The following is a 14,228-nucleotide window of genomic DNA, read 5'->3' on the forward strand; positions in this document are numbered from 1 at the left end:
TAATTAGTAACTTGTTTATATAATATTTTTTTTGATGATTTTACCAGGATTTCCTACCACAACTGAATAATCAGGAATGTTATTAATAATTACTGCACCAGCACCTACTACACACCATTTTCCTATTTTGATCCCCTGTATTACTGATGCCCCGATTCCAATCTGGGTACCTTCTCCTACTTCAACCCCTCCAGCAAGCGCTGCATTGGGTGAAATATGAACAAAGTCTTCAATTAAACAATCATGATCTACTGAAGCGTTGGTATTGATGATACAGTGTTTCCCGATGGTAGTTTCTGCATTGATCACGACTCCTCCCATTACTACAGTTCCTTCTTCAATGGTTACGGAATCTGAATTTATAGATTTCGGATGTATTAAAATACCAATCTCATTCTTAATTTCTTGTGCAATCTTCTTGCGGATAGCGTTATTTCCAATGGAAATAATCAGTTTTTCCTGATCCGCCGGCAGAGTATTCAACACAGGAAGCCCATAGCATTCTTTTTTAGTGATATCCTGATCTATGAATGCTTTAATTTTTATATCATTAGCTGTTGCAATATCTGCAATTACCTTTCCGTGTCCACTTGCTCCGAATAAATACATAACTCTAAATTAATTTCCCCGAAAGGGTTCTATGGTTACATGTCCATCAGCAGAAATGCCTTCTCTTACAAACACTTTCTTTGCTGTCAGAAAGAAAATCTTCACATCTAAGATGAATGATATATTTTCTACATACCATACATCATAATCAAATTTCTGATTCCATGATATTGCATTTCTACCATTTACTTGTGCCCATCCGGTAATTCCCGGCCTTACCTCATGTCTGCGTGCCTGATTTTCATTATACAGTGGCAGATACTGAACTAAAAGAGGTCTAGGCCCAATAAGGGACATATCTCCTTTAAGAACATTAAGTAATTGTGGAATTTCGTCCAGAGATGTTTTACGAACAAATGCTCCCAGAGCTGTTAATCTTTCTGCATCTGATAAAAGGTTTCCATTAGAATCCTTTTTATCATTCATTGTTTTAAACTTTATAATTTTAAATACCTTACCATTTCTGCCAGGTCTCTGTTGAAAGAAAAAAGGCTTCCCATTATTGGAAAGAAACAATCCAACCATCACAATAAGAAAAATTGGAAGCAGAAGGGTAATTCCTATGAGAGAAACTACAAAGTCGAAAATCCTCTTTAAATAATTTTTGTACATTTTTAGAAATTAGGTGTATCAATCATCATATGCTTTTATCAATATCTTTTTTAAACTTCCTGTGTTTTTGCAGTATAACCAATACCTATAATCATTGAGCTAAAGTACAAAAATTCCGGTATATTGAAAAGATTGCAGGAAGTCTGTACCAAAGTAAAGTATTGCAAAAATAACGCAAAAATCAGTTTATAGTATATATTTCCCTTTTGAATATTCCAAAATAAGGCAGCATTTTTTACAACGGGCCAAAATTTTAAGAAATAAATAATCAGCCCTAAAATACCTGTGCCCATTAAAAGCTCTAAAAAAATATTATGTGGGTGAACGCCGTCCTCAAACAATATCCTTCCTCCGAATAAACGATGTGAATTAAATATCTCGATAGCTTTGCTATACAATGGACCTCTGCTTGATGTATCTCCCTGTGCTATCCATTTATACATTCTGTTAAAACTTGTAATTTCTCCGTTGCCATATTGCTCATGCAAAATAATCAATCCTATAAACAGCAGCAGCAAAATCAGAGCATATAAAATATATTTTTTATTCCCTTTTAAAATAATCATATACAAAGAACATACAGAAATAGCGACAAGTGGGCTTCTCGCCATAGATTGTATAACATTAAAAAGGCCTAAAAAAAGGCAAAAAAACAGAAAATAGGATTTATAATCTTTTCTGCAAAACAACAGCAAAAATAATGATATGATAAACAATGAGGCTCCTATATGACCATACATTATGTAGTAAGTACTAAAAATATGGTCTAATTTTATATAGCCATATATGTAATTTATAACAAGAAGGCTACAGAGAATAGTAACATAGTATTTTACTATACTTTTAAAATCTATTTTACTATAGTTGATACATAATAATGCAATGCTGGGTAAAAGTACCATACATAAGATTCTGAAAATATCTTCATTCCTTGATAACAGTACTTCCTGATTAAAGGAATAATTATTAAACGAATAAATAAGTTTGATGATATAAAAACCCCAAAATACAACAAGGCTTATAATAGAAATATTTTTAAAACTAATATTTTTTCTTTCTCTATATATTATAAATAAAGAGAAAATAATGATAAAGATTCGGTATGGTATAGAAAAATTCCTGGGGTTCATCTCCAAAGGTTTTGCAAAGGAGATGGCAATAGTATTTCCCACCATAACAGATAACAGGAATAGTTTATAAATGAAATTATTATTAATAGTAATTTTCAAAATAAAGCCTATTTTTTATTTCAACCAGTGCAAAGCTACTTCTTTTGCTTTACGGAATGAAATAAAATAGCATCCATATATTTTTTTCCCAATACCGGATATGTCCTGTTTTCAAGAATCCATTTTCTGCCTTTCCCTCCAATCGCTATTCTTTCTTCCGAGCTCATATTAGCATAATATAAAATTGCGTTTTTTATATCTTCTGTAGATGTACTGTTGATAAATTTACCACAATCCGCTTCATTAATCATAGAAGGATATCCGGTATAAGAAGCAATAATTGGTTTCGCCGCGAGCATATATTCTACTACTTTGTTCATAGACTGCCCGTAGTCCCACACTTTTGAATCTTTGGTGGATAAGTATAGAATATCACAAACCTGGAGAAAATATTTCACTTCGTTTTGCTGGATTCTTTGTAAAAACGTAACATTAGAACAATCTTTTAACTGTTCTTTGTAGGACTCTCTGAGATCACCGCTTCCCACTAATACAAAATGGATATCAGTGTTCTCTTTCATCATCTGTATTGTTTCAATAAAAGGTTCCAATGCATTAGTAACTCCCATACTTCCCGCATAGCCAATAATAACTTTACCCGATGGTACTATTTCTAAAAAAGGATTTTTTTCTGTTAGGAAGTCTTCAGAATAATTTTCAGGATCAAATCCTAATGGTGAACAATGAAAAGGTTTTTTATATCCGAGTAATTCTTCTACGTGTAAATCCAGCCTTGGCATTGTTCCTGCAACCAGATCAGCGTTTTTATATCCAAACTTTTCTATAAATCCTATCAATAAAACAAGAGGATGCCATTTGGAAAAACCCGCTTCTTCTGTCATCGTTAAAGGCCAGATATCACGAATTTCAAAAACTAAAAAACTACCAAACTTTTTTTTCAGATAATAACCATATATGATCGTAAAAATAGAAAGTGATGAAATGATAACCGTATCAGGCTTTGTCATCCCGGCCAGTTTCATAGAGAATAGTTTTCTTTCAAAATCAAACCAGGACAATATCCTGTCCATTGATGCCGTTTTAGTATATTTTTTTGTTTTAATCCATCTTATAGCTACCCCATCTTCCTCTTCATCATTATAGATCTTGTCAGTTTCAGGACAATTGGTAAAATGATTAGAATCTGAAGTTATCATGAGGGTATTATTTCCCTGTCTTTTAAATTCTCTTGCCAAATAAAACAAACGAGATGGAACTTTTGCGTATTGTGGAGGTGAGGCATATTTGGAAATCAGCCAGATATTTTTTTTCATTTCCATTAGTGCAGGGTTGGTTTTTTAATTGGATCAATTAGGAAATCAAGCATGATGGCTTCATTCAGAATATTACTGTTATTAAGATTCTCAATTGTGAGATTGTTTTCAAGTCGACTGAAGTCTGATACAAAATCTTTTGCTTTAGATTTATTTTCTAAAATATTTGATTTTATTCTTTCCCCCACACCATCATTCACCCAATTCTGTGTGACATCAAAACCTCTCTTAAGACGGTTTTTAAGGATATATCCCGGTACGTCTTTTTTCATCATTTCACGTAATATCCATTTTCCGTAACCATTTTTAATTTTAAGTAAATCAGGTAATGCTAAAGCAAATTCCACCAACCTATAATCCATAAAGGGTAGCCTGCTCTCAATAGAAAAATACATTGAGTTTCTATCTTCATATCTTAAAAGAGAAGGAATACTATATTTTTGAATATCTGAAATCTGTCTGTTTGATAAAGATGAATTTTCAAACAGATTTAAAGAAATTTCCGGTAAGCAATCCAGGAACGATGTATCTTTCCCTGTTGTCTTCAGATATCTGTTTTTCTCATTCCAGTATGTTTTTATTTGTTTTGCTTCAAATACCAACATCAATGCTAATGAGTGAAAATATTGTAAGCCTGGTAAAACTTCTTTATTTTCTATTGCCTTTCGCAATGCTACTATGAAAAACTTTCTGTATCCGGCAAAAATTTCATCACCTCCCTGACCGCCTAATAATACTTTAATGCTTCTTGCTTTTACCTGCTTGTATACTTCATGCTGTGCTATAATACTCAATCCCAGAAATGGAGATTCCTGTGCCTCCATGGTTTGGTCATAGATATTACCCATCTCTTGTGCCGTGTAAGAATGGTGAATATATTCAACATTAATATTTTTATCTTTTGCAAACTTATTAATAACGGGACCTTCTGATTTCGGGTGATCGGGAGCTCCATAGCTGAAAGCCATTAGATGATCTACTTCTTTTGAAGCGATTGCTGCTATAGAGGAAGAATCTACACCTCCACTCAAAGAAATCGCCAAAGGAACATCACTTCTCAAACGTATTTTAGTTGAATTTCCCAACAAGGCTTTTCCTTGGGAAATGAGTTCTTCCGAGCTTAATAACTCTAGTTCTTTTCTTTTTTTTGCAACCTGCTCTTCCAGGGAATACCAGATTTTAGTCTCTGTTTTCAGTTCTCCTTCCAGCTTACATTTCATTAATGATCCTGGTAAAAGATATTTTACATTTTTGAAAGGAGTCCTGTCTTCATATCCTTCAAAAAAACCGAATCTTATCCCACTGGAACAATATTCCAGATCTATATCCTGATTTGTTTGTTTAGCTACAGAGGCTATAGACGAAGAGAATAATAATTGACCATCGAAAAAAGTATAAATTAACGGCTTAACTCCAAATCGGTCTCTTACCAGATAGAACTCTCCTTTTATCTTATCAAATAGACCGAAAACGAACATTCCATTCAGCTTATTCAAACAAGCTTCCCCCCAGCATTCCCAAGCTCTTAAAAGAACTTCTGTATCTCCTTTTGTTCTGAAGACAAAACCATTGGATATTAATTCTTCTCTGATTTCCTGATAGTTATATATTTCACCATTATAAGTGAGACTATATCTTTCATCATCAGAAATCATAGGTTGATTAGATGCTACTGACAGGTCTATAATCGCCAGCCTTGAGTGGGCCAAAGTTACTGACCAATCAGCGTATTCTGCTTTTTCAACGCCATAGTAATCCGGTCCTCTTCTTCGTATATAATTATGTAAATCACTTCCTTCTTTAAAATCAAGATTTTGTGATCTTTTAAATTCTATTGCTCCTGTTATTCCGCACATATTAGTTTGATAAAACTTTTTGATAAAACGTTAATAATTTTTCAGCCTGGCTTTCCCATGAAAAATTTTCAAAGACTAATTTTCTTCCCACTTCACCCATTTGTTTTGCTTTTTGCTTATTAAGCATAAAGTAATCAATAGCATCAGCAATTTCTTTAGGTTTTTGAGGATCTACAAAAATACAACATTCACTCCCTTTCAATAAATTTCTCCAATATGGAAAATCTGAGGCTATAAAAGGAATTCCTGCAACCATGTATTCAAACATTTTTATAGGCAGACTCACTAAAAATGTTGGGATAGGGTGCAAAGTAACCACTCCTACTAAGGACCGGTTATAAATATTTTCTACTTCTTCAGAATTAACATATCCGAAATCATTGACAAGGTGGTAATCTTTATGTTCTTTTATCTCTTTTTCCAAAGTGAGAGAAGAATACATACCTGCCAGATTCAATCTGGCCTGTGATTTTGTGAGCTCCAATGAATTCATCAGATCTTTAATCCCTCTTGTATCATCAATAGATCCTACATAACATACTTCATCCTGTTTTTGATCCCAGGAAATTTGTTCCAGTTTCTTATCAGATAAGATAGGATAGTTATTGATATTTTCAGTTTGTTTGGCAAACTTTTTAAAATAATTTTCAATATGAGGTGTAGCACCAATCACTCCATCTATCTTTTTACAGGTATAGCGTTCAAAATTCTCATATAATGTGGAAATAATATTTGAAACAGGAGATTTTAAATAGGGTGAAACTAAAATCGTGTTTACTGTATCTTCGTGGGAATCAAAGATTACTTTTTTATTTAATTTTTTCAGTTTTCTTGCTATTAAAAGCAATTCAGGATCATGAAGATGAAAAACATCTGCGTTAAGTTCTTTAGCTTTATTAAAGATTTCACCTGTAGTTTGTGTAATTCTCTTCAATCTACCAGCTGGGACTCCTATATCTATAATTTCTACATTGTCCACCGTCTCATTGCCTTTACCATCAGCAACTACCAACGTCATCTTAACATCCTTAGATGCCAGACTTTTACACATCTTATGAAATATTCTAGAATCGTTTCTTGGATGAACACTTGTCAGATGGCAGATGTGAAATCGGTATTTTTTATTCATTAATTGATTTTTGGAAAGTTTTCAATTTTCCTGTTAAACATTGATTATGTTTTTATTTCTTAATTTATTTGGTTCTCCGACTGAATCCGACAGGACTTTATACATAACTTGAAATTCAACAATGCTGCAACAAATCATTTCAGATTTACAATTTCTTGAAAGAAACCTTTATCATGAATGATATAAGCACTCTGTTCAGAATAATAAGGGAATTGTTTTGTTATTCTTTCATACATGACATCAACTTCATTTGTATTCAACATTTTCCACCATCCGATAAAAATATGTTCAAAGTTCTGAGAGGGCTGTATTCCTTTTTTTCCATCTTTAATATCACTTCGGAAACTACTGTTATTGCCATCTATATAATTATTGAAAGTGTAAACATTATTTTTGGAATCATAAACTGCAATATTAGTGGTCAACTGATTTGAAAGTAATGTGGTTAGTTTTTCCAAATAGCTGTATTTTGGTTTATCATCTTGAAAATTAAGTTTCAACAGATGTAAATAAGCAGACATTCTTGAAAAATGAGAAGCATCCCAATTGACACTTTGGCTTTTCTTAAGGGCTACATCCTGAAAATCCGGATGATCACGCCAAATATTGGGCTGTAAGTACCATGCTTTATTATCTTTAATACTTACTTCTTTCTTCAATACCTGATAGAATCTATCTTTAATGGAAACTAAATCAGGAGTTATGGTTTGCTTTGCCTCTTTTTCAATCAGTAAAAGACTTACGCCTGTTCCCATAACGTAGAGCTCAAAATCAGTAATTGCTCTGTAATAGCTTAAATTACCATTAAAGTTCCCACTTAAGATATAATCTATTCTCTGTTTGACCCCATAAAATTTCTTTGATTCCGCATCCCAAATGTTTGCAGGATTTTTATTCCAATAATATAATACTTCACTTTTTATGAAATTATACATTTTGATGTTTTCGGCATTGTCTTTTATTCCATTTCTTCTTAAATATTCTGAAACAGTAAAGTAAAAAGTTCTTTTAGCCAGATCATCTGCCTGAGAATTCTTTTTTACAATAAGTAAAGTATTATAAGTAAACAATTTTCGCAGCTTATTGATTAACTCCTGATTTTGGGTATCATAAGCATATTGTATAGGAATATACAAAAGTGCAGAACTATCATAAACAGAGCTGTACCACTTGGCCAGCTGAGTTTCTGAACTAAACACATCAGTATAAAAATCCAAGAGCTTAGAAATTTCTTTTACACTCAAGTTTTTGTCCGTAAATATTTGATCATCTGATGTAAATATTACCTTATTTTGTGTTTCTGGTGTACGCGCCAAACAGAAAGAATTACTATAAAACAAATAGGTAAGTAATAAAGTAACTTTAAAAATCAGGGTAGAGCTTTTCATTTACGAACAAAAATTTAAATTATTTTTCAGTATACAATTTCGGAATTCTATTCACGATTTTAATTACTCTTTCAAAATCGAGTCCTAAAGTATCCAGATACCATCTGATATTCTGATAACGGGGAGTATTTTCTATACCAACAAGTTCTAAAGCTCTTTCTCTTGTCATTTGCCCCTCTCTGATCTGATTACTTCTGAACGTATCATGCTCTGTAAAACCAGCTACAGTATAATATACATAATTATAAAAAGCTGCTGTACCATCACCAATTCTCCAGGTAGTGGTAGTATCAATTGCTTTCTCCCAATTATAATCATTTAAAAGAGTATTATCTACCTGCTCCTCATCCCATCTCCAATAATCAAAAATGTGATAGTAATCCTGTTTTTCTGTGAAGCTGCGATAGTATTCACCAGACAACGTATCCCAAAGTGAACTATTGAAATATCCAGGACTCTCCATCATCGCTCTGAATCTTTTGGAATGGTATCTCAGCTGTTTCATAGCACCATGACTGTATACTCTTTTTTCTTCAAAATCAGGTTCAATATCTAAAAATCCTGTTTTAAAGTGAGTTACTTCTAATGGATTTACTCCCCAAAGATTAAGATTGATTCCTGTTTGCTTTTTAATATCTTCTACATGTCTGAAGAAGTGTTTATCTCCAGCGGTTAGCATTGCCATCATTCCTAAATGGGGTGATTTCAGCCATGCTTCAAGGTTCATTCTGATATTCTTCCTTTTGAGTGAGATGTCTGCAGCAACAATAATGTTTTCTACGCCAAGATCTGCACACATACGGCTGATATTTCTTCGGCCAAGATCCGTTACCATTCCCCAATCATAGGTATAGGTAACAGGTTTCATTTCCAGCTCTTTTACAATAAGGTGCAGTCCATAGCAGCTGTCTCTACCTCCTGAAAAGGGAACAATACAATCCAGTTCTTTTCCTTTTCTTCTGTAGGGCTCAACCAGCTTAAATAATTCTTCTTTCGGTTTAGGATTATTTCTTGGTTTGTAGCTTTTACAATAATTACAGACCCCAGCTTCATCGAATTTTATAAAAGGCATGGTCTCAGGAAGAATACATTTGGTGCATCTCTTGATGTCGAGTTTTTTATATTCAAGTAGATTTTCTTCAATAGTATTAAATTTAAACTCAGGGATTAAGTCTTCTACTCTGCTTTTTTCATCTATAACCGTAAGATTTTCTTTTGAGACAGGAATATCCAGAATCAAGGATTCTTCTTTTATCTGGGTAATGTTTTCGCATCCTATAATTTTAAGTCCATAGCTTTCTGATGCAAAATAAGTTTTATCCTCATTGTATCCTACGTATAAGCTGCCATTATTAGAGAATAAAAGGAGTTTTCCTTTTTCAGGCAGAGCAAGAGCGCAGGCAATAACTCCCTGGCATAAAGAAAGTACTTCTTTAGGAAGGTCTTCTATTTTGTTCTCACTATGAGTAAGAAATTCTTCTGCAATAGCTACAATGGCTTCAGAATCAATTTTTAATTGTCTGCTTACTGATAACTTACTCCAGACTTCGTCTTCGTTAACTATAATACCATTATGTATTGCACATATATTACCTCTGATCACGGGTTGATTATCTCCCAGTCCGTTGGTAATTAATCTGCTATGTCCTAAGACAATATTGTTATTATAGGGTTTTACCTTATTCAGTAATTTTTCAATGCTGTAATCAGCTCTGTTTACTTTATATTGGTTATTTTGATAATAAATCAAACCACTAGAGTCTACTCCTCTTTGTTCGGAGTGTTTTACCAGAGTTTGAAACTTCTGTTTATTAATACTGGTGTTCGATACGACACCAAAAATTCCACACATTTGTTTTTTTTTTAAATTAAATAATATTTATAGGAACTTATATAAGTATAATCATGTTTTATAAAATTAATATTATACATTATCTAAAGTATTTCAAGTTTTTAATTAGCTATTCCAACTTTGTATCTCTTCTCGGATATAAAAAACATAATCCATATAATACTGCACCTCCAGGAATCAAAAGAGTTACTTTTATTGTCTTCAAGATAAAATAACAAAACAATAATAAATAAAATCAGCATATCCTTATTGTTTTTGGAGATAGAATAATTTCTAAGAAAGAATAATATATATACAGATAAGTATAATAACCCTCCTAGTATTCCCAATTCCATCATTGCCTCAACAAACAAATTGTGTGGATAGTTACTCACATCTACACCCTCCAGTATAATTCCTGAGCTTCCAATTCCTAATCCAGAAAAAGGATGATCTAATATTGATTCCAACCCAATCTCAAGAAAATTCCCCCTTATGGATAAACTTGCATCTTCGTTATAAGATTTAAATATGTTAAATCGTTCAAAGTCTACATTTTGAAATGCAAAAGTATAAATATTCTCTCCAAAAATAAGTATGGTAAAAAATAATGCACCTATTGCAAACCCTGTTTTATAATTTATTTTATAATTTTTAAGATTCAAAGTAAAGAAAACAATTAAGGATAGTACCAGATTAATGATAGGTCCCCTTCCTCCAAGTTGAAACAGTAAAAATAATATTGATAATCTGTAAACTGCAACATACCATGTTAATTTACTTTCCAGAGAAAAAACAAAACATGCACACAGCATAATTCCAATAACTAAATAGGTAGGAACTTTATCCACTAATAATTCAGAATCATGGAATATGATAAACATATTATTAAAATACAGATAAAACAATCCTACAATCATTAATCCACCAATAAGATACATCAATGATTTCAATTCGGAAAAAATTGATGTTTTAAATACAACAATGGGATATATTACGGTAAAAATATTTAAAATAATGGCAAGAGATTTAGACTGGGCGTAAATACTAGATATTGAATAAAAATTAGAAATAAGAAAAATAAAACTTAGTATAAGAATCAAAATAACTATGAGACGGTCTTTTACTTTTAGTGGAACTATTGTTCGTAATTCAAAGATCATTACTATAAAACACAACAAAAGAGACAATAGTGTCAAATCTATTGGAATAGGTAACCACTTAAGAGACCCCGAAAAAACAAAAATAAAATAAATGAATACTTTAAAAAATGTAAACTTGTCTGTAAATAATGACATACTTCTTAATTATATTTGTTTTTTAATCAAAATTAAATTTGTTTCTCGTCTATAAAGAATCATTAGTTTCTGAAATTTTGTATGAATTAAATACTAGTATTATATTAAAAACAGAAGCAGAAATCGTGAAAAACACTAACGACATATATGCGTCTGAAAAAATTAAATATCCTGTCAAAATCATTATGAAACCTAAAATTGCATTCAATAATTGAAGTTTCATAAGCAACTTTTGTTTGCCTCTTATATAATAGATTGAACTTAGGGGAGTGGCGATAAATTCAAAAAATAAAAAAATTGAAATAACTTGTGAATACTCACCAGCCACATACCATTGCTTACCAAAAACCCAACTAAATAAAATTTTACTTGTTAAAAATAGGAATAAATATGCAGGTAGTGAAAGAAATATTAGCTTCTTCAATGTAGAAAAGTATAAGTCTTTACAGTTTCCTTTTATCCTGATTGCATCTATTGCCTCATTTCTAAAAACATTACTGATTGCACTCGTAATTACAATATTCGGAATTCTTATTATCCTATTTGCCATAGAAAAAAAACCTACTACGGTGGTGCTGTATAGTAAAGAAAATATAATCGGTATAAATTGCTGGCTAGCCACTAAAGACAAATCCGAAAATGTCATATATTTTGGAAAAGAAGAGTATTTCAGTGCTACACCCTTCACTTCATTTTGTTTCATAACATTTTCTACTATTTTATTTTCAGTCAATATATGATAGAAAATACCAACCAAAATACCAACCATTAGGGATAATATAAGTCCAGATTTTACATGGAAAAAGCCTAATATTAAACTAACTAATGTGGTACTTATGATTTGTAAAGTAGTAGCTATCGTAATGGTTTTATATGCCTTTTGTCTTTGTTTCCAATAATTTAATGCTGAAAAAACAGCAACGGAAAAAATATAAAAAGGAGCCAGATAATATACGTTTTGGGATAAAAATAAATCTTTATCTAAAACTTTCAATATATATTTCGAAAGTATGATCAGTAATAAATAAATAAAAGAAACTACAGATCCGATAATTACAATCAATTTAATGATTTTATACGAATCTTCTTTTGATTTCGGCAACCCTACTGCTAATTCATATCTTCCTGTAGAAACAACAGCTAAAAAAGCAGTAACGCTCGTAAATATTGCCAAATTTCCAAAAGATTCTACCGGATAAATTCTAGATAAAAACGGAGAGGCCAGAATAACTAAAATTTGTCCAATTATAGTCCCTGAAGCCAGTGTTGTGACTCCCTTAAAAAAATTATCTTTGAATAGACGTAAAAGTTTCTCTCGCAAAATATCAGTTTAAAGTTTTTGGAATATTCCTTAATTGATCATCTATTTTTAGAATGTATTTAACCAGCTACTAAATATATAATTACTTAATATTATAAATCCTTTCGATAATATCCACCACTTTCAAGCCTTCTAAAGCATTAGTAGTGATGGTATTTCTGCCTTTTAATACATCCACTACATTTTCTATGATATAATGATGGTTTGCTGCAGATCCTTTATAAGCACCATAATCATTTCCAGGATTTGTTGGAGCTAATTCCGGCATTACATAGTCTTTTATATTACAGACTTCTACTTTGTCCATATACTGCCCACCGATTTTCACAGCTCCATGTTCTGCAATGATTGTCATTGAACTTTCAAGGTTTTGATTCCAAACAGAAGTAGAATAATTTAAGGAACCCATTCCTCCGTCTACAAAATCAAAGCTGACGAAACCTGAATCTTCAAAATCAGTAAGCGTTTCATGATTAAAATCTGCAAATTTCGCCTGAATATTGGTAATATCTCCGAATAACCAATACATGATATCTATAAAGTGAGAAAACTGCGTGAATAAAGTTCCGCCATCCAGTTCTTTCTTTCCGTGCCATGATTCCGGTTTGTAATATCGGTCATCACGATTCCAGTAGCAATTAAGCTGAACCATAAATATTTTTCCCAGTTTTCCGCTCTCTACCATTTCTTTTACCCAGACAGAAGGTGGCGAGTATCTGTTTTGCATCACTGCAAAAACTTGTTTATGTTTATGCAACGCCTGAAAAATAAGTTTTTCAGCATGCTGTTTCTTCAGCGCCATTGGTTTTTCTACCACAACATGCTTTCCTGCATCTATCACTTTATAAGACTGTTCAAAATGGAATCCGTTTGGAGAAGCGATATTAATAACATCCACTTCGATTCCGGAAGCTAAAAATTCATCCAGTGATGCAAAAAAGGGAACGTCATAATTTTCAATTCCCAATACTGATTTATCTTTAACATCAATCAGTCCTACCAACTCACATTCATCATTTCTTGAGATCATTTCGGCGTGTCTTTTTCCGATATGCCCGCAGCCTACTACTGCAAATTTTATTTTTTCACTCATTTGTATGTTTTTAAATTTTTGAAACTTTGTTATTTTCTAATTTGTATTTTTCTCCACTTTCTTCACAAACGGCAATATTTTCTGCATCAAATTGAAGTCTTTGCCCAAATTCGCTCATCCATCCCATCTGTCTGGCAGGGTTTCCTACTACCAATGCATAATCCGGTACTTCTTTTGTAACCACAGCTCCTGCTCCAATAAAAGCAAACTGACCTATATTATGGCCACAGACAATAGTTGCATTGGCTCCTATAGACGCTCCTTTCCCAACATGGGTCTTCAGGTATTCATTTTTTCTGTTTACAGCACTCCTGGGGTTTATTACGTTGGTAAAAACCATTGAAGGTCCTAAAAAGACATCATCATCACAGGTTACTCCTTCATAGATAGAAACATTATTCTGAACTTTCACATTCTGTCCTAAAACTACTTGAGGGGAAATGACAACATTTTGACCAATATTACATTTTTCGCCCAAAATGCAACCTGTCATAAGATGTGAAAAGTGCCAAATTTTGGTTCCTTTTCCTATTTGACATCCTTCGTCAATAACCGCCGTTTCGTGTGCAAAAAAATCTGACATATCTG

The 14,228-nt window shown here is 32.4% G+C and carries 12 protein-coding genes; all 12 read right to left on the minus strand.

Annotated features, from left to right (window positions below):
* Positions 1–15: 15 nt before the first annotated feature.
* A complete protein-coding gene (locus tag ACTJIP_RS03940; protein ID WP_440704142.1) occupies positions 16–609 on the minus strand; it encodes an acetyltransferase in 594 nt (197 codons plus the stop codon).
* A 9-nt stretch (positions 610–618) separates the two neighbouring features.
* A complete protein-coding gene (locus tag ACTJIP_RS03945) occupies positions 619–1,221 on the minus strand; it encodes a sugar transferase (protein WP_180564433.1) in 603 nt (200 codons plus the stop codon).
* Between the two features lie 50 nt (positions 1,222–1,271).
* Positions 1,272–2,450: an O-antigen ligase family protein gene (locus tag ACTJIP_RS03950; protein ID WP_440704143.1), complete on the minus strand. Its 1,179-nt coding sequence runs from the start codon at positions 2,448–2,450 to the stop codon at positions 1,272–1,274.
* 35 nt (positions 2,451–2,485) lie between these two features.
* Positions 2,486–3,724 carry a glycosyltransferase family 4 protein gene (locus tag ACTJIP_RS03955; protein WP_440704144.1) on the minus strand — a complete coding sequence of 413 codons (1,239 nt, stop codon included), beginning with the start codon at positions 3,722–3,724 and terminating at the stop codon, positions 2,486–2,488.
* Positions 3,725–3,729: 5 nt separating this feature from the next.
* Positions 3,730–5,580, minus strand: coding sequence for an asparagine synthase (glutamine-hydrolyzing) (asnB, locus tag ACTJIP_RS03960; protein WP_428168220.1), 1,851 nt, complete (start codon positions 5,578–5,580; stop codon positions 3,730–3,732).
* Between the two features lies 1 nt (position 5,581).
* Positions 5,582–6,709 carry a glycosyltransferase family 4 protein gene (locus ACTJIP_RS03965; protein WP_077419233.1) on the minus strand — a complete coding sequence of 376 codons (1,128 nt, stop codon included), beginning with the start codon at positions 6,707–6,709 and terminating at the stop codon, positions 5,582–5,584.
* Between the two features lie 134 nt (positions 6,710–6,843).
* Positions 6,844–7,953: a hypothetical protein gene (locus tag ACTJIP_RS03970; RefSeq protein WP_139348595.1), complete on the minus strand. Its 1,110-nt coding sequence runs from the start codon at positions 7,951–7,953 to the stop codon at positions 6,844–6,846.
* Between the two features lie 163 nt (positions 7,954–8,116).
* On the minus strand, positions 8,117–9,949 hold the full coding sequence (locus ACTJIP_RS03975) for a glucosamine 6-phosphate synthetase (protein WP_077419231.1): 1,833 nt from the start codon (positions 9,947–9,949) through the stop codon (positions 8,117–8,119).
* Positions 9,950–10,050: 101 nt separating this feature from the next.
* Positions 10,051–10,812 (minus strand): O-antigen ligase family protein, encoded by a 762-nt coding sequence (locus ACTJIP_RS03980; RefSeq protein WP_175627296.1) that lies wholly within the window; start codon positions 10,810–10,812, stop codon positions 10,051–10,053.
* Between the two features lie 463 nt (positions 10,813–11,275).
* Entirely contained in the window at positions 11,276–12,547 is a 1,272-nt protein-coding gene (locus tag ACTJIP_RS03985; protein WP_219073161.1) for a lipopolysaccharide biosynthesis protein, read from the minus strand.
* An 82-nt stretch (positions 12,548–12,629) separates the two neighbouring features.
* A complete protein-coding gene (locus ACTJIP_RS03990) occupies positions 12,630–13,640 on the minus strand; it encodes a Gfo/Idh/MocA family protein (RefSeq protein ID WP_219073162.1) in 1,011 nt (336 codons plus the stop codon).
* 10 nt (positions 13,641–13,650) lie between these two features.
* A complete protein-coding gene (locus ACTJIP_RS03995) occupies positions 13,651–14,223 on the minus strand; it encodes an acyltransferase (RefSeq protein WP_077419227.1) in 573 nt (190 codons plus the stop codon).
* Positions 14,224–14,228: the final 5 nt, after the last annotated feature.

The sequence above is a fragment of the Chryseobacterium sp. 22543 genome, assembly GCF_052044565.1.
In the GTDB taxonomy this organism is placed as follows: domain Bacteria; phylum Bacteroidota; class Bacteroidia; order Flavobacteriales; family Weeksellaceae; genus Chryseobacterium.

Bases quoted from the DNA above. Each gene is read 5' to 3' on its own strand.
- ACTJIP_RS03980 (WP_175627296.1), bottom strand. From the start codon at position 10,812: ATGTTTATCATATTCCATGATTCTGAATTATTAGTGGATAAAGTTCCT.
- ACTJIP_RS03990 (WP_219073162.1), bottom strand. From the start codon at position 13,640: ATGAGTGAAAAAATAAAATTTGCAGTAGTAGGCTGCGGGCATATCGGA.
- asnB (WP_428168220.1), bottom strand. From the start codon at position 5,580: ATGTGCGGAATAACAGGAGCAATAGAATTTAAAAGATCACAAAATCTT.
- ACTJIP_RS03945 (WP_180564433.1), bottom strand. From the start codon at position 1,221: ATGTACAAAAATTATTTAAAGAGGATTTTCGACTTTGTAGTTTCTCTC.
- ACTJIP_RS03955 (WP_440704144.1), bottom strand. From the start codon at position 3,724: ATGAAAAAAAATATCTGGCTGATTTCCAAATATGCCTCACCTCCACAA.
- ACTJIP_RS03940 (WP_440704142.1), bottom strand. From the start codon at position 609: ATGTATTTATTCGGAGCAAGTGGACACGGAAAGGTAATTGCAGATATT.
- ACTJIP_RS03965 (WP_077419233.1), bottom strand. From the start codon at position 6,709: ATGAATAAAAAATACCGATTTCACATCTGCCATCTGACAAGTGTTCAT.
- ACTJIP_RS03995 (WP_077419227.1), bottom strand. From the start codon at position 14,223: ATGTCAGATTTTTTTGCACACGAAACGGCGGTTATTGACGAAGGATGT.
- ACTJIP_RS03975 (WP_077419231.1), bottom strand. From the start codon at position 9,949: ATGTGTGGAATTTTTGGTGTCGTATCGAACACCAGTATTAATAAACAG.